This is a genomic window from Celeribacter sp. PS-C1 (assembly GCF_019429625.1).
Lineage (GTDB): Bacteria > Pseudomonadota > Alphaproteobacteria > Rhodobacterales > Rhodobacteraceae > Celeribacter.
Window position 1 is genome coordinate 1 of sequence record NZ_JAHXRW010000011.1, and the last position, 16,866, is coordinate 16,866.

Below are 16,866 nucleotides of genomic sequence, written 5' to 3' on the forward strand. Positions count from 1 at the left end.
CGTGGCGGCAAGATCGCCATGGCGATTCTGGGCGCGATGGAGGTCGACGAGAAGGGTGATCTGGCGAACTGGATGATCCCGGGCAAGCTCGTGAAAGGCATGGGTGGCGCGATGGATCTGGTCGCGGGCGTGGGCCGCGTGGTGGTGGTGATGGATCACACCAACAAGCACGGCGAGTCGAAGCTTTTGAAGGAATGCACCCTGCCGCTGACCGGCCAGGGCGTGGTGGATCGGGTGATCACCAACCTGGGCGTTCTGGACGTGGTCGAAGGCGGCTTGAAGATCGTGGAGCTGGCCGATGGGGTCACGGAAGCCGAGCTTCGCGCGGCAACTGAGGCGACGATTGTGGGCTGAGCGCTCTTTGCGTCATTCAACCGAGAAGACGACGGAACGCGGCTCAGAGATGGGTCGCGTTTTTCCTTGGTTTGATTGTTTTAAAATTAGAAACAGCATCATATTGTCGCCCTAATTGTTTTTTAAACCGCTGAGCAATCACAAGGCCTTTCGTTCAAAAAGGTCAGAGCAGAAAACGTCATCCACAGGATTTCCGATGACTTGGAATAAACTCACTTATGCTGGCTGGGGGCGCGCCCGCAGCGCCACGGGCCAAGTGGCCCGCCCTGAACGCCAATCCTCTTTGTTGCGCGAGATCGCGAGCTTTGCGGCTCCGGCCTTCGGGATGCGGCGCTCGTATGGCGATGTCGCACTCAACGACGGCGGCCGCGCTTATGACATGACACGGCTCGACCGTGTGCTGTCGTTTGATGCAGAGACCGGCGTTGTTGAGGTCGAGGCCGGGATGCCGATCGGCGATTTGGGTCGCGCTTTTGCCGCAAAGGGCTGGATCCCGCCGGTGATGCCCGGCACCGGATTTGCCACGGTTGGCGGCTGTATCGCCAATGACGTGCATGGCAAGAACCACCATGTGAAAGGCTCTTTTGGTCAGCATGTGACCGAGATTACGCTGATTCACGGTGCGGAGATCAAAACCATCACACCCAAGAGCGGCGCGATTTGGAAGGCCACCGTCGGCGGCCTTGGTCAGACCGGGGTGATCGCCAAGGCCAAACTTCAGCTCATGCCCTGCAAAGGCGACATGATGGTGCTGACCGAACGGCGGATCGACAGTCTGGATGAGTTCCTCGCCGCCTTTGACGAGAGCAAGACGGATTACACCGTCGGCTGGATCGACGCGACGGCGACCGGCGCGCATCTCGGGCGCGGGATTTTGGAAGAGGGGGAAATCACCTCCGGCATAAACAACAGCAAGGATGGCGCTAAGGCCGTTCCGTTCAACGCGCCCGGCTGGGCCCTGTCGGCGCCGGTGGTGCGGGTGTTCAACGAGCTTTATTTCCGCCGCGTGCCAGCGAAAGGCCGCACCTCTGTCAAACCGATCACCGAGCCGTTCTTTCCGCTCGATGCGATCCACAATTGGAACCGGCTCTACGGCAAGCATGGCTTCAACCAATTTCAATGCGTGGTGCCGCCCGAACGCGTCGATGTGCTGCGGCTGATGCTGGAAAAAATCGGCGCGTCGCATCTCGCCTCGCCTCTGGCGGTGCTCAAAAAGATGGGCGACGGGCGTGGCGGCTACATGTCCTTCCCGATGGAAGGCTATACGCTGGCCGTCGATTTCCCGAACAAGGACGGCTCTCAAGAGCTGATCAAAGAACTCACCGATATGACACTGGATGCGGGCGGGCGGATCTATTTTGCCAAGGACGGAGTGGCCGAAGCCACCCAGATTAAAGGCATGTATCCCGAGCAGGACAAATGGCAGCGCGCGGTTGAGAAAGCCGACCCGCAGGGGGCGCTCGTGACCGATCTGGTGCGGCGGCTGAACCTGCGTGAGAGCGCGAAGGAGAGCTGAGATGACACAGACAGCACAGACCTGGATCATCCTCGGCGCGACCTCTTCGATGGCGCGCGCCATGGCGCGGCGGCTAGCGAAAGAGGGCGCGATGCTGATCCTTTGTGGCCGCGACATGGATGACCTCGCCGCCTCCGCCGAGGATTGCAAAGCGCGTGGTGCGGCCGAGGCTCTGGCGATGCGGTTTGACGCACGCGACAGCACAAGTTTCGGCCCTATTGTCGAGCGCGCGGTCTTAAAAGAAGGCGCCATCAACTGCGCCGTTTTCGTCGGCTCCATGCCCGAGCAATCCGTGATCGATGCGGACCCGAGCCTGATCGACGGCGTGGTGCAAGACAGCCATATCGGGCCAGCGACTTTCCTGTCGATGCTCGCCCCCCAAATGGAAGCGCGCGGTCAGGGCACGGTTGTAGGCGTCGGATCGGTCGCCGGAGATCGTGGCCGGATTGGAAACTATGTCTACGGTTCGGCCAAGGCTGGGTTTGCAACCTATTTGTCGGGTCTCCGAAATCGCCTGACGCGCGCGGGCGGTCATGTGGTGACCGTGAAACCGGGCTTTGTCGATACGGCGATGACTTGGGGGATCGAGGGGATGTTCCTCGTCGCCTCCCCCGATGCGGTGGCGAAAGACATCCTGCGCGCGGTGGCCAAGAAAAAGAACGTGATCTACACGCCGTTCTTCTGGCGCTACATCATGCTGATCATCCGGCACATTCCGGAATTCATTTTCAAGAAAATGTCGATCTGAACGCGTGTTGAGATTAGGGCCCGAAAGGGCCCCTTTTCAGTTGGACGCCCGCACCGCGTTGGTGGCAAAGACGCAGCCGTCTGAATAAAGCTCCGGCTGGGTCACACAGAGGCGCTTTGTCACCTGCCAAGCGGCCAACACCTTGGGCACATAGGCGCGCGTCTCGGCATAGGGTGGCGGGCCACCTGCGGATTTCACCGCGTTTTCCCCCGCATTATAGCCCGCAAGCGCCAGCGCCAGATCGCCGTTGAACTCTTTCAACAGCCAATCAAGATAGGCGATCCCACCCTTGATGTTTTGGTCCGGGTCCGTGGCGTCGACGCCAAAGCGCTCGGCGGTCGCCGGAATGAGCTGCATAAGACCTTGCGCCCCCGCCCCGCTGAGCGCCGCCTCATCGCCCGAGGATTCGACCGCGATCACCGCAAGCGCCAAGGCCGGGCTGACCTGCGTTCCGATGGAGTTCAGCAGGAGCGACGGGCCATAGCGGTTCGCGAGATCCGTCACATGCTGAAACGATGGGCTGGGAATCATCTTTTTCGTGTCGAGATCGAGCGCGGCCAAAGCGGCCCCAAAGCGCGCGGCCTCAGCGCCGGCGAGATCATGCGGCACAGCGGTCCAATACCAGTCCATCAGGTCCCGCGGCGCGGTGTCTGCAGGGGCAGCGGCTGGTTTGGCCGCAGGCGGGGCTTTGAGGGTTTTAGGGCCGGGGCGAATTTGCACGTTGATCAGATTGCCCGCGCCTTGGGTCGGCACACCGATCCGCTTGCTACGCACTTCGGGCCAAGGCGGCGGAACCTGTGTCGCCGCCTCGGCGGCAGGCGGCGCGCTCTCTTGCCTCTGATCTTGCGCGTGAAGAGGCGTCGCCACGACCATGGCGATTAAATTCACAGACATAACAAGCGGGGATATGACCCCGGACCAAGAAGTTTGAATCATTTGACACTGCTCTCATCACGGGCCTGTTGGTCGGCCTCTATGAAACTATTGAGTCAAGCTTCGCAAAAATCACTGTGTTTTGCGAGTGATTTAGACCGATTTCAAAGAAATCGAAGGCGCGCGTTCACTCGTTTTTCAGCAAAAAAGCATTTTCTTAGAAAATAGTTAAAACTTTTTATCATTTAAAATCATATGGATAACAAAAAAATACTTGGATTTTTTCGCGTTTCCAAAAACGTACCAATGCTGCCCAACTCTCGCCCCAGTTCGGGGGCCATATAGGCTCATCGAAAGCGAGACAGAGCGAAATCGCCAAGGGAAACGGCAAACGCTCCGACCGCTATGACGTGGAACACTGAGCTTAAACATATCCTTGGAGGGTAAACTGATGAAATTCTTCAAACTCGCAAATCGCTTCAAACGTGACGAAGACGGCGCCGTGACCGTTGACTGGGTTGTGCTGACCTCTGCTGTTGTCGGCCTCGCCATCGCCGTTCTGGCCACCGTGCAAAAAGGTACGCTCGCTCTCGGCAACACGATCTCCAGCGACCTCGTGTCCCGCACCGTGATCGAATACTGATCCGCCTGATTTATAGATACGGAGTAAACTGATGAAATTCTTCAAACTCGCAAATCGCTTCAAACGTGACGAAGACGGCGCCGTGACCGTTGACTGGGTTGTGCTGACCTCCGCCGTTGTCGGTCTCGCCATCGCCGTTCTGGCCACCGTGCAAAAAGGTACGCTCGCTCTCGGCAACACGATCTCCAGCGACCTCGTGTCCCGCACCGTGATTGAATACTAATCTCTGCACGGCCTTCACTGGCCGAGCGAGCAAGACACAAAAACCGCGTCTTCACTGGGAGGCGCGGTTTTCCCGTATATCACGGGCTCTCGCCCCTACGCGACAATGGCGGGCGCCAGATGGTTTAGATCCAGCTGGCCGAACCAACCCGCCGAGAACAGCCAGCCCGGTTCGCAGGCTTTGTTCATAAAATCGCAAAAATCCATGCGAGCGCCGTCACGAAACCACCGAATTGCCTTATTTGACTGAAAAGTTAACAGGGTATCGCGAAGGGGGAGCTGTGTCCTCCGCAAGCTAAAGGACGAATGTAATGCGTATCATTTTCGGATTGGTCCTCGTCATCGGGGTCGCACTTGCAGGGTTTGCCGTTCATATGACGCGGGGCTACCTGTCGACATATCAGGCAGAGCTTGACCGCGAAAAAGCCATGCGCTCCTCGGCGGTCCCAACCGAAGAGATATACGTCGCCATCGAACAGCTGACCTATGGTGACCCGATTCTTCCGGAGAAGGTGAAAAAGGTGAATTGGCCGGTGGACGCGATCCCCGCCCAGCCCTTCATGACCGAAGAACAACTTTTCCCGGAAGGCCCGGATGTTCTGCGTGCCGCACTGCGCACGATTGAACCGATGGAGCCGCTCATGGGAGCGAAAGTCACCCGTCCGGGCGTGAAAGCCGGCGTCGCAGCCCGCCTCTCAAAGGGCATGCGCGCCTTCGCCATCCGCGTTGACGTCACCACCGGCGTGTCGGGCCTGTTGCGCCCTGGTGACCGCGTCGATGTCTACTGGACCGGCCGCCTGCCCGGCGCCGCGGGCGAGACGACGAAGCTGATCCAATCCTCGATGCCGCTCGTGGCTGTCGACCAATCCGCCGATGAAGAGCGTCAGACCACAACGATCGCCCGCACCGTGACGGTCGAGGCGACGCCGACGGAAGTCGCAGCACTTGCCACCGCGCAAACCACCGGGCGTCTCTCGCTAGCCTTGGTCGGGCGCAATGACGACACCGTGGTCGACGCCGTCGAGATCGACAAGAACACGCTCTTGGGCATTGTCGAGCAGGAATACGTTGAAGCCCCGAAGGAAGAGGTCTGCTCCATTCGCACCCGCAAAGGCGGCGAAATCATTGTGACCCAGATCCCCTGCGCCGACTAAATCCACGCGCATATGGGATTTTCTCAAATGTTTGCGCCAAACCTGCCATGGGTTTGGCGCATCTTTTTTATGATTAAGCATCAACACCTTGGAGCGCGCTTTTTAGGGAGGCAGCTTTATCATCGGATTTCGCCGTTGTGGCTTATCCACATCACAAAACACCGCCAAGAGATTGATTATTGCAAAAAAAGTTAATTTGACGCATGGTCGAAGGCAATTGGACCGTCAGAGTCCGTTCTTGAGGCGTGGTCGATCAGAGGCAGGATCACATGAAAATGTTGAATATATTCAAGGCGGCCCTCGTCGGGTGTGCCCTTATCGGTGCAACACCCCAAGGGGCGTTTGCAGACAAACTCCGTGTTATGACGGGATCTCCCTCGGGGGTTCTCAATGTTCCGATGAACCGCGCTGTGGTGGTCGAAAGCGACGAACCCTTCGCGGAAATCTCGGTCGCCAACGCAGAGATTGCAGATATTTCCACCCTGTCGGATCGCACGATCTACGTCCTGGGCCGGTCGCCCGGCCTGACGACGATCACGCTCTTGGCGCCCGACGGCTCGCTGATCACCAACGTGCAGGTGCAGGTCACGCCGGACGTGACCGAGTTCAAAGAACGCCTGCGCCAGATCATGCCCAATGAAACCATCGAAGTGCGCACCGCCAACGACGGCATCGTACTTTCCGGTGTGATTTCCTCTGTCACCATGATGGAACGCGCGGTCGAGCTAGCCGAACGCTATGCGCCGGGTCGCGTGTCCAACCTGTTGAACATCGGCGGCACCCAGCAGGTGATGCTGAAAGTGCGTTTCGCCGAAATGACGCGCTCTGTGTCCAAGAACCTGTCGGCCTCGCTTGGTGTTCAAAACGGCGGTCTTGGCGAAAACTGGAGCGGCGGGTTCACCGGCAACATGATCGGGCAAACCCTGACCGGCGCTTTTGAAGCCAATGAAAGCACCTTGGGTGCTGTCAAACTTGGTGGCTCCATCGGCAACACCGAATTGGCCGTCGTTCTGGAAGCCATGGAAGAAAAAGGCCTCGTCCGCACGCTGGCCGAGCCGAACCTGACCGCGCTGTCGGGCCAACAGGCGAAATTCCTCGCAGGTGGCGAATATCCGATCCCGGTTTCCGATGATGACGGCATCTACATCGACTTCAAACCCTTCGGTGTTGAGCTGGAATTCGTTCCGCGCGTGATCAATGGTGATCAGATCAACCTTGAAATGCGCGCTGCCGTGTCGGGCATCGACTCGACCGTGAACTATTCCGTCGACGGCTTTACTCTGAACTCCTTCAAACGTCGCGAAACCTCCACCACGGTGGAACTGCGTGACGGTCAAAGCTTTGCCATCGCGGGCTTGTTGCAGGACGACTTCGAAGATCTCGTCGGTCAGGTGCCGTGGCTGGGCGACATCCCGGTTCTGGGCGCACTGTTCCGCTCCACCGATTATTCGCGCCGTCAATCCGAGCTGGTGATCATCGTCACCCCGCATCTGGTGACGCCGACCAACGGTCTGGCTCTGGCCCTGCCGACGGATCGCGTCAAAATCCCGACGGAGAGCGATTTGTTCCTGTTCGGCAAAACCTTTGGCGGCACCTCCGCGCCGCAATCCGGCAGTGCCGCAGAAGTTGCGAAACAGGACTTCTCCGGGTCCTACGGCTATGTGATGGAGTAAGGACATGCGGGATACTTTGAAACTGACCCTCGCGGCCTCGGCCCTTCTGGCTCTTGGCGCTTGCTCCGATCAGCCGGCGGGTTCCGCTTGGTTCCAAGAGGCCGGCGGCTATCTCGACAACGGCACCTTCGGCAATGCGACCATGAACAACACGCTCGTTCAGACCGGTCAGCTGAATTACGTGATTGACCTGAACGAACGCTTTGCCGCACAGGTTCCGGCCACCGTGAATTTCGAATTCAACTCGGCCATTCTCGATGGCGTTGCACGCGATGCGATCCGCAAACAGGCGCATTTCATGGCTCAATTCCCGGAAGTCCGCTTCCGCGTCTACGGCCACACCGATCTCGTCGGCTCCAACGCCTTCAACAAGTCGCTCGGCCTGCGCCGCGCCAAGGCGGTTGTCGCCGAACTCGCGCGCAACGGCATTTCGCGTTCGCGTCTCGAAGCCATGGTCTCCTACGGCGAGACCCAGCCGCTCATCGTGACGCAGGATCCGGAACGTAAAAACCGCCGCACGGTCACCGAGGTCTCCGGCTTCGTCGAGAACTCGAAACTTGTGATGGACAGTCGCTACGCCGAGATTATTCACCGCGAATATATCGAAAGCGCCACAGCCTCGTCCGATCTGGTCGACTTCGGCGCACGGGAAATCAACCCCGGAAACTAAGACCGCCTTTCACAAAACGATTCGGCATGAACACTGGGGCCAAACCTTTCGCGGGTTTGGCCCCAAAGCGTTCATATCGTCCCGGAATAGCGAATTATTACGCGATTTCGGCCCTATTGTTGCCCCAGTTGACCGGCACCTTGAACCCAATGGGAGCAATATGTCCGATGTCTGAGTCGGGCTGACGCGTCAGGGGAAATGGGGTTGGGTCTCTTCGTTCAAAGGGCTTGGCAGACAAAAGAACCTGGCGTTCGAGTAAAAGGACGCTTTGAGCAATGACGAGTGAAGCTCTATTGCAAAACGACCCGGCCCCGCTGGTTGCCTGTACGATCAGCCGGGACGTACAGAATTTCGATCTTCTGATCGAGGATATGGAAACCGAACTGGGCGAAGCCTGGGGTGACCTTTCCTTTGAAGATGCACGACAATTTTTCCGGCAACCCGAGAGTGGCGGCCTGAAATTCGTTGCCATTGCCCTCGATCAGGAAGACGAGAGCCATTTGGCCATGATCGCCGACCTGATCAAAGCGGCCAAGGCGCAGGGCATCAAGGTGATTCTGATCGCCGATGAAGTCTCGCCCATGGCGCTGCACCAGCTGCTGCAGTTGGGTGCTGAGGATTTCATCCCCTACCCGCTTCCGGAAGGCGCCCTGCACGATGCGATCGAGCGGCTGAATGCCCCGCGCAAAGTGCCAGCTGTCGATTTCATCGAAGCACCCGTGCCCACGATGGCGAAACGAGGGGGCGCGCACGGTATTGTGCTGCCGGTGCAATCCATCGCTGGCGGCTCGGGCGCGACCACGATCGCCGTTAACCTTGCTTGGGAATTGGCCACCATCGAAAAGAAAGACCCGCAGCCGCGCGTCCTTTTGATCGATTTGAACCTGCAATTCGGCTCGGTCTCGACCTATCTCGATCTCCCGCGTCGTGAGGCCGTCTACGAATTGCTGTCCTCGACCGAAAGCATGGATGACGATGTGTTCAAGGGCGCGTTGATGAATTTCAACGACAAGCTGTCGGTTCTGACCGCGCCTGCAGAAGTCCTGCCGCTCGACTTCATCGAACCGGTCGATGTCGAACGCCTGCTAGACAAGGCACGTTCGCATTTCGACTATGTGGTTGTCGACATGCCCTCGACGCTGGTGGCATGGACCGAGACCGTTCTGACAGCGGCGGAATTCTATTTCGCGCCTATCGATCTAGACCTGCGATCGGCCCAGAACATCCTGCGCTTGCGCAATGCGCTGCGTGCCGAGGAACTTCCGTTTGAAAAGATGCGCTTCTTGTTGAACCGCGCGCCGAAGGGGATGGATCTCTCGGCCAAGGCGCGGATCAAACGCATGGCAGAGAACCTTGAGATTGCCATCGAGGTGCAATTCCCCGACGGCGGCCGCCCAGTGCGTGAAGCCTGCGATCAGGGCATGCCCTTGGGACTTGAGGCCACGAAAAACCCACTACGCAAGGAAATCCAGAAACTGGCCGCCTCCTTGCACGCCCGCCAATCCGAACAGCTTGAAGCCGCACAATAAGGCCCCCTGCCCCACCAAATGAGGGCCAAATGAGGTAAGAGACAGATGTTTTCGCGATACAAAAAGACAGACACCCAGAAGGCGGCGCCCGTCGCCACCGGTGCAACGCAAAATGGTCCGGCGCACGCAGAGGCCAAGACGGCAAAGCCCGTCAAAGCTGCCGTGCAGAAACCCACCAGCCGCGCGGCACAGGCCGCACCTGTGGACAAGGAACGCCGCCGCAAGGAACGTCTGAGCGAAATCAAAGTGGAGATGCACAAGCGCCTCCTCGAAGACCTCAATCTCGCGGCTCTCGAAACCGCGGCGGAAAAAGATCTCAAATCAGAAATCTCTGACATCACCGCCGAGTTTCTGGCCGACCAAGGACTGGTGCTCAACCGCGATGAACGGATCACTCTGAACCAGGACCTCTTTGACGAGGTGCGCGGCCTCGGCCCGCTTGAGCCGCTTTTGAAAGACGAAAGCGTCAACGATATTCTGGTGAACGGTCCGCAACAGATTTTCATCGAGCGCAACGGTAAGCTCGAACTGTCGGACATCACCTTCAAAGACGAAAAGCACCTCTTGCGGATCATCGACAAGATCGTGTCCGCCGTGGGCCGGCGCGTCGATGAATCGAACCCCTACGTTGACGCCCGTCTCAAGGACGGTTCGCGTTTCAACGCCATGGTGCCGCCGGTCGCGGTAGACGGTTCACTCGTCTCCATTCGTAAGTTCAAAAAAGAAAAGCTCGCGATCGACGACCTGGTGCGCTTCGGTGCCTTCACCGAGGAAATGGCCGCTTATCTTCAGGCCGCCGTCTCCACCCGTCTCAATGTGATTGTATCGGGCGGTACGGGCTCAGGTAAAACGACGACGCTGAACGCGCTGTCTTCCTTCATCGACAACTCAGAGCGCATCCTGACCATCGAGGATACGGCGGAACTTCAGCTGCAACAAACCCACGTCGGTCGGATGGAAAGCCGTCCGGCGAACGTCGAGGGCAAAGGGGCCGTGACCCAGCGCGATTGTCTGCGCAACGCACTTCGGATGCGTCCTGACCGCATCATTGTGGGGGAGACCCGCGGCGAAGAGGTGATCGACATGTTGCAGGCCATGAACACCGGCCATGACGGATCGATGACCACGATCCACGCCAACTCTGCGCGCGATGGGGTGTCGCGTCTGGAAAACATGATTGCAATGGCCGGGATCGAGATGCCGCTAAAGGCCGTGCGGTCGCAAATTTCCTCGGCTGTGAACCTGATCGTGCAGGCCTCGCGTCTGCAGGATGGTTCACGTCGCATGGTCTCGATCACCGAGGTGACCGGCATGGAAGGCGACGTGATCTCTATGCAGGAGGTCTTCCGCTTTCAGCGCACCGGTCTGACGCCCGATAATAAAATCATCGGTCATTTCACGGCGACGGGCGTGCGGAGCCACTATTCCGAACGCTTCCGCATGTGGGGTTACGATTTGCCGCCGTCGCTCTTCGAGCCGACGAATCCGCGTTAAGAGAGGACGACGATCATGATCATTTCTATGGAACCGATCATCTACGGCGTCATCTTCATCGCCGTTCTGCTCTTGGTCGAGGGCATCTACCTGACGGTGTTCGGCAAATCGATCTCGCTGAATTCCAAGGTCAACCGCCGTTACGAGCTTTTGGAAAAAGGCTCCGGCGACCGTGAAGAAGTGCTCAATCAACTTCGCAAGGAGATGAGCCAGCACCTCAAATCGCGCAAAATCCCGCTTTATTCGGTGCTGGCCGAAAAGGCGCAAAAAGCCAATATCGCCTTCTCCCCCGTGCAGCTTTTGCTGGTGATGGGCCTGCTTGCCATGATCGCCTTTGTGGGTCTGTCAATTGGCACCGCGGCCTCCATGCCAATCCGAGTGATTGTCGCTGTCGCCATGGGCGTGGGTGCCGTTTACGTCTGGATTCAGACCAAGGCCAAAAAACGCCTCGCTCTGATCGAAGAACAGCTCCCAGATGCGGTCGAACTCATGGTGCGCAGCCTGCGGGTGGGTCACCCGTTTTCCAACGCGCTCAACATCGTCGCCAAGGAAGTTCCCGACCCTCTCGGCACCGAGATGGGCGTGATCGCAGACGAATCTGCTTATGGCCGTGACGTCGGCGAAGCTTTGAAAGACATGGCCGAACGTCTCGACATGCAGGATTTGCGCTTCCTCGCGGTGGCCGTTTCGATCCAACAGCAATCGGGTGGTAACCTCGCCGAGGTGCTAGAAGGTCTCTCCAAAGTGATCCGTTCGCGCTTTAAACTTTTCCGCCGCGTCAAAGCAATCACCGCCGAGGCGAAATGGTCCGGCAACTTCCTCTCCGGCTTCCCGCTTTTGGCGCTGTTGGGGATCTCGCTCATGAAACCCGATTACTACGATACGGTCAAAGACACGCCGGCGTTCATTCCCGCCTGTCTGATCGTTGCCGGTTTTCTCGCCGCGAATATTTTCGTGATGAAGAACCTCGTGAACATCAAGGTCTGAGACGGAAAGGACACCGATCATGCAAGAGCTGTTTTCCGCAATCTTGGGCGACCAACTGGGCCCCTTCGGCCCGCTGATCCTGATGGGCACGCTGGGCGCAATTTTGATCCTCTTCGCCCTCCCGGTGTTGTTGAAGAAAAAACGCGACCCGATGGATCGACTGCGCGAACAAGCGCAGGCGGGCAAGGAAACCACCAAGGGCAAATCTCCGGCCAAGCTGCGCTACGACAACAAGAAAGGCGCCAAACTCGAAAAATATTCCGCCTTCCTCGAACCGCAAAACGAGGAGGAATATTCCGCCGCCCAGCTCAAGATGATCCAGGCAGGCTACCGTACGAAGAACGCCGTACGCATGTTCCACTTCGCGCAATTCGCGATGGGTCTGGGCGCGCTGGCGCTGGGTCTGCTTTTTGCCTTGCTGAAGTCGTCCGAGCAGGAAATGACGCCCAAGTCCCTGTTCCTGACCGTGCTTTTGCCCGCCTGTATCGGCTACATGCTGCCGAAATACTGGGTCACGCGCCGGGTCGAGACCCGCAAGGAAGAGATCATCAACGGCTTTCCGGACGCGCTCGATTTGATGCTCGTTTGTGTCGAGGCCGGGCAGTCTCTGGACCAGGCCATCATCCGCGTTTCCAAGGAAATCCGCGCCGGCTTTCCGGCACTGGCCGATGAGTTCGAAATCGTCTCCTATGAGATCAAGGCCGGTAAGGACAAATCCGTTGTGCTTAAGGACATGGCCGAGCGCTGTGGCGTGCCCGACGTGGCCTCTTTCGTCACCGTGCTGATCCAGTCGCAGCAATTCGGCACCTCGATCGCCGACGCGCTTCGGATTTATGCTGGCGAAATGCGGGATAAACGCGTGATGCGGGCCGAAGAGACCGCAAACAAGTTGCCTACCAAGATGACCCTTGCCACAATGATGCTGACCGTGCCGCCGCTTCTGATCATTCTGATCGGCCCGTCGGTTTATGACATCTACATCATGCTCGGTGAGAACCACTTCTGATCTTCGGATCAACGGCCTCTCGAGCGAGACAACAGCAAGGGACATCATGTCTCCACGATTTCCGCGCGCGGCCTTCGGGCCCGCGCCTTACGTCTTTCTCATGGGCCTCACTCTTCTGGCCGCCTGCCAAGAGGGCGGACTCAAACCGCTTCGCGATTCCGGGGATTACGCACCTGTGGGCGTCGATGCCTCCGAACAATCCGTTGACGGGCTGATCGTCGGGCACCGGCTGATGGCGGCGGGCGAATATGAACTGGCGCTTAAGGCCTATTACCGTGCCGCCGCCAATCAAGGTATGACGGTCGATACGCTCTCTGCCATCGGGTCGGCGAAGCTGCGCCTCGGCCGTTTGGGCCAAGCCGAAAGCGATCTGCGCCGCGCGATCGAGATCGACGACACCTTTGTGCCCGCCTGGAACAATCTGGGCGTGGTCTTGATGGAGCAGAACGAGTTTGGTGAATCCGAACGGGTGTTCCGCACCGCCTTCGCCCTCGACAGTGGCCAATCTGCCGAAATTCGCGAGAATCTGCGCTTGGCACTCGCTAAACTCGAAAATCCTGAGTATAGTGAAACCTACGAGAGCAATTTCACCTTGGTGCGACGCGGGACGGGAGAGTATCTTATCCTCGCGCGCTGAGGCGGTCAGAGATCCGAAAACGGACCGGCCGTCGAGACAAGGCGAAGACAACGAAAGATTGAGGCAACCCGGGTCAAAAGGCGCAAAGCCACGAGGATAAATCCTCAGACACCCGAGCAGACAAGAGGTGGCAGGCACCATGACCAACATCATGACCCATATTTTTATGCGCAAGCATACCGTGATCACGCTTGCGCTTGCGAGCACGGTTGCCCTTTCGGCATGCCAGAAGCCCTTTGGCGGCGATGTCCGCCGGGCTGACACTTCTGTGAACGCCATCGACGGCACGGGGCTCTCGGACATCATGTTGAACGCCGCAGATCCGGCCGAAGCCGTCTCTTATTTCTCGCGCTCCGTGGGCGAAAATCCGGACCGCATCGACCTGCGTCGGGGTCTCGCGCAATCTCTGATCCGCGCGGGCGAAAACGACGCCGCCGTCGCCGCCTGGAAGGCCGTGGTGGGTCACAAAGATGCGACCAATGACGACCGCGTGGACTATGCCGACGCGCTCATTCGCACCGGCGAATGGGATCAGGCCGAAGCCCAGCTCGACAGCGTGCCGCCGACCCATGAAACCTACAAGCGCTACCGTCTTGAGGCGATGATCGCCGACAGCAATCAGGAATGGAAGAACGCCGACAGTTTCTACCAGACCGCCGTGGGCCTGACCACACGCCCCTCTGGCGTGTTGAACAACTGGGGCTATTCGAGACTGACGCGCGGCGAATACAAAGAGGCCGAAAAGCTTTTCGCTCAGGCGATCACCTATGATCCCTCTATGTTCACCGCCAAGAACAACCTCATTCTGGCTCGTGGCGCGCAGGGCAAATACGATCTGCCAGTGATGGAAATGTCCCAGACCGAACGCGCTCAGCTCTTGTACACGCTAGGTCTTGCGGCGGTGAAAGCGGGCGATGTCGCCATCGGCAAGGGCCTGATCAAGGACGCGATCGACACCCATCCGCAGCATTTCGAAGCCGCCGTGCGCTCGCTCCGCGCGCTTGAGGCAAATGTCACCAACGGCTGATTGAGTCTATGATTTCCCTGCCCCCTCAGGCCGCGCTCTGGTTTCTATTGCCGGTCGCTGTGGTGTCCTTTGTTGCCGCGTTCAATGACCTGAAACGCATGAAGCTGCCCAATGCGGTCGTATTGGCTCTCGGCACGATCTATGTGGTCATGGGACCGTTTCTCCTGCCGTTCGAGCAATATCTCTGGGGCTTTGCCCATGCGGCGGTGATGTATGTCGTGGCGCTTTTTGCCTATGCCTATCTGGGCGTGGGCGCAGGCGACGGCAAATTCGCGGTCGCCATGTCAATGTTTATCCCCTTCTCCGACTTGGGGGCCGTTCTTACGTTGTTCGCGGCTTTTCTCTTGGGCGCTTTCGTGGCGCATCGTATCGCCCGCGCCATTCCTGCCATTCGTCGCGCAACGCCGGACTGGGTGTCTTGGGAGCACAAGAAGTTTCCCATGGGCCTCGCTTTGGCCGGGACGATGGTGACCTATTTGGCGCTCGCTGCGGTGATCAGGGCGCTCTGAATAAGGCGTGAGAGCGCCGCACGCTCATCTCTGACCTCACCTTAATCTGGTTAAGCCGGGAACCAGTCCTTTCAAGTCTGGCGAAAGGCGAAACGTCCTCACTCCTTCACAATCGGATAGACCAGCATCATCGGATCGCGCAGCGGCGGGCGCAGGGTCAGCCCGGCCTGCTCGATCGCCTCCAAGGCATTGCGCTGGGTCGCAGCATCGATTGGACAGGTTGGGACAATAATGGCGTCGGCATGCTCGATCCCCGGTACGCCGGAATAATACCAGGGCGCCCCCCCTTCGAGCGGCGCAAAGCCGCCCAAAATCCAGATGCCAGAGGCAATATCGGCGACGAAAAATTCGCTCTCGGGCGGGAAATTGAACGGAGGCTGTTTCAACCGGTCTGCCATATAGCTATGGAGCGCCACCTCCCCCGCCTGCAGCGTACACCGCGGCAGCGTCTCACCCAAAAAGCTCAGTGCCTCAAAGCGTTCGCTTTCGATGATATAGGGTTCAAGTTCGGGGTAACGGTCCACCAAAGCCTCACGCCCCAAGACCATGCTCGTGCGGTCGGCTTTGACATAGATATCAGGAATTTCAGAGCGGCTCGCGAATTGCGGCACATAATCCTCGGTCTCCACCGCCAAAAGCCGGAAGGGGCTTGTCACGATGTTCTGCAAGGACGGCGCGATCAGGGCAAAGGCCACGAGCGCCAGCGCGGAAACCGCGTTGCGCGCGTCGGCATTAAACAACACGCGATGGCCCCGCATCGGACGCTGCGCCATCAGCAGCAGACACAAGAGGATCAGCCAAGTCGGATCATTGCCGAAATTCTGATAGGTCACATAGATGAACCCCGGCGCGACAAGCAAAAGCAAAAGCCCCGCCAACGCCTGCCCCGATTGGCGCAGGACGATCACCGAGAGGATCAAGGTCAGGCTGCCGATCAGGAACCGTGGCGCGTTCATCACCTCGATCAGCGACATCCCGGGAGCAGATCGCGTGCCTGATCGAGTGACAGTCAGCAAATCGTTGATATAGGCCGGAAAGAAATCGACGCCATAGACCCCGACCATAACGACAGCCACCAAAAGCCCGGTCGCGACCCCTGCGACAAGGCTGCGCATCGCGCCGCGCACCAGGAACCCGAGCGCCACCGGCAAGACGAAAGCCACGAAATAGGTTGGCTTGATCAGCGCTAGAACCGCCAGCAAGAGCCCGGCAATGAGGCCATCGAGACGTGGCGCTTTGCGGGCCTCGAAAGGCGGCAGAACCGCCAGAAGAATGACGATGAAAGACGCCGCCCAGGCCCAACGGTTGTAATACATCGAGACGGAAATCGCGGTGACATTTTCGCCATGCACCAACGCCAAAACAAGCGCCATGACCACCGCGCCAAAAGCCCACGCCGAAAGCCCCTTGAGACGTGACGCGGCCACACGCAGCACCATTGGCGCCAGAAGCACGGCGATCAAAATCTGCGCTGCAATAAAGGCCATGCCCATGCCAAGACCCGCCTTGGCGAACGTCAGGATCGGCAGGAAGGCCAAAATCCCGATGGGCGTGGAAAAATCGAGATGCGGCAGCTGCCCGTCCAGCATGCGCAACAGAATCTCGATCATATGCGCCGCATCGCCTTCGTGCCGGTCGAGATAGAGTCCAGATTTCGCCAGCGCGACGCCACCGAACACACAGATCAAAGCCGCGAGAAATGCCGCGTATTTTCCGGCCGAAATTCTTGTCATACTGCCTGCCTCATGCGTCGCACGTTATCCTCCGGGTATAAGGCGTTTCGACACCTCAATCACACCCGAATTCCGCCGAAAAAAGCTGCTC

General features: G+C 58.6%; 17 protein-coding genes. 15 read left to right on the forward strand and 2 right to left on the reverse strand.

The features are described from left to right. The 3 genes from J5Y17_RS14935 to J5Y17_RS14945 form a co-directional block, all read left to right on the forward strand. Positions 1-354: CoA-transferase (locus J5Y17_RS14935; RefSeq protein ID WP_304518557.1), on the forward strand; the 354-nt coding region annotated here is incomplete at its 5' end. 196 nt (positions 355-550) lie between these two features. Continuing rightward, positions 551-1,870 carry an FAD-binding oxidoreductase gene (locus J5Y17_RS14940; protein WP_219786120.1) on the forward strand — a complete coding sequence of 440 codons (1,320 nt, stop codon included), beginning with the start codon at positions 551-553 and terminating at the stop codon, positions 1,868-1,870. Position 1,871: 1 nt separating this feature from the next. Further along, on the forward strand, positions 1,872-2,618 hold the full coding sequence (locus J5Y17_RS14945) for an SDR family oxidoreductase (RefSeq protein WP_219786122.1): 747 nt from the start codon (positions 1,872-1,874) through the stop codon (positions 2,616-2,618). Positions 2,619-2,654: 36 nt separating this feature from the next. On the opposite strand, the gene J5Y17_RS14950 is transcribed toward J5Y17_RS14945, so the two are convergent. Further along, positions 2,655-3,554 (reverse strand): lytic transglycosylase domain-containing protein, encoded by a 900-nt coding sequence (locus J5Y17_RS14950; RefSeq protein WP_255572121.1) that lies wholly within the window; start codon positions 3,552-3,554, stop codon positions 2,655-2,657. 388 nt (positions 3,555-3,942) lie between these two features. Between J5Y17_RS14950 and J5Y17_RS14955 the strand changes: the two genes are divergently transcribed. The 12 genes from J5Y17_RS14955 (at position 3,943) to J5Y17_RS15010 (ending at position 15,042) form a co-directional block, all read left to right on the forward strand. After that, a complete protein-coding gene (locus tag J5Y17_RS14955) occupies positions 3,943-4,134 on the forward strand; it encodes a Flp family type IVb pilin (protein ID WP_219786124.1) in 192 nt (63 codons plus the stop codon). Between the two features lie 31 nt (positions 4,135-4,165). After that, complete coding sequence (locus tag J5Y17_RS14960) at positions 4,166-4,357, forward strand: Flp family type IVb pilin (RefSeq protein WP_219786124.1); 192 nt, start codon at positions 4,166-4,168, stop codon at positions 4,355-4,357. A gap of 310 nt (positions 4,358-4,667) precedes the next feature. Beyond that, complete coding sequence (cpaB, locus tag J5Y17_RS14965) at positions 4,668-5,510, forward strand: Flp pilus assembly protein CpaB (RefSeq protein ID WP_219786126.1); 843 nt, start codon at positions 4,668-4,670, stop codon at positions 5,508-5,510. 269 nt (positions 5,511-5,779) lie between these two features. Beyond that, positions 5,780-7,183 carry a type II and III secretion system protein family protein gene (locus J5Y17_RS14970; RefSeq protein WP_219786128.1) on the forward strand — a complete coding sequence of 468 codons (1,404 nt, stop codon included), beginning with the start codon at positions 5,780-5,782 and terminating at the stop codon, positions 7,181-7,183. Positions 7,184-7,187: 4 nt separating this feature from the next. Continuing rightward, positions 7,188-7,853 (forward strand): OmpA family protein, encoded by a 666-nt coding sequence (locus J5Y17_RS14975; protein ID WP_219786129.1) that lies wholly within the window; start codon positions 7,188-7,190, stop codon positions 7,851-7,853. A gap of 275 nt (positions 7,854-8,128) precedes the next feature. After that, entirely contained in the window at positions 8,129-9,382 is a 1,254-nt protein-coding gene (locus J5Y17_RS14980; protein WP_219786131.1) for an AAA family ATPase, read from the forward strand. Between the two features lie 45 nt (positions 9,383-9,427). Beyond that, positions 9,428-10,876 carry a CpaF family protein gene (locus J5Y17_RS14985; protein WP_219786133.1) on the forward strand — a complete coding sequence of 483 codons (1,449 nt, stop codon included), beginning with the start codon at positions 9,428-9,430 and terminating at the stop codon, positions 10,874-10,876. A gap of 15 nt (positions 10,877-10,891) precedes the next feature. Then, a complete protein-coding gene (locus J5Y17_RS14990) occupies positions 10,892-11,863 on the forward strand; it encodes a type II secretion system F family protein (protein WP_219786135.1) in 972 nt (323 codons plus the stop codon). A gap of 19 nt (positions 11,864-11,882) precedes the next feature. Next, positions 11,883-12,869: a type II secretion system F family protein gene (locus J5Y17_RS14995; protein WP_219786137.1), complete on the forward strand. Its 987-nt coding sequence runs from the start codon at positions 11,883-11,885 to the stop codon at positions 12,867-12,869. Positions 12,870-12,915: 46 nt separating this feature from the next. After that, positions 12,916-13,506, forward strand: a complete 591-nt coding sequence (locus J5Y17_RS15000; protein WP_370628970.1) for a tetratricopeptide repeat protein — start codon at positions 12,916-12,918, stop codon at positions 13,504-13,506. Between the two features lie 166 nt (positions 13,507-13,672). Beyond that, complete coding sequence (locus J5Y17_RS15005; protein WP_219786310.1) at positions 13,673-14,533, forward strand: tetratricopeptide repeat protein; 861 nt, start codon at positions 13,673-13,675, stop codon at positions 14,531-14,533. 8 nt (positions 14,534-14,541) lie between these two features. Further along, complete coding sequence (locus J5Y17_RS15010) at positions 14,542-15,042, forward strand: A24 family peptidase (RefSeq protein WP_219786139.1); 501 nt, start codon at positions 14,542-14,544, stop codon at positions 15,040-15,042. A gap of 98 nt (positions 15,043-15,140) precedes the next feature. Here the strand turns inward: J5Y17_RS15010 and J5Y17_RS15015 are convergent, their stop codons facing one another. Continuing rightward, complete coding sequence (locus J5Y17_RS15015; protein ID WP_219786141.1) at positions 15,141-16,775, reverse strand: hypothetical protein; 1,635 nt, start codon at positions 16,773-16,775, stop codon at positions 15,141-15,143. Positions 16,776-16,866: the final 91 nt, after the last annotated feature.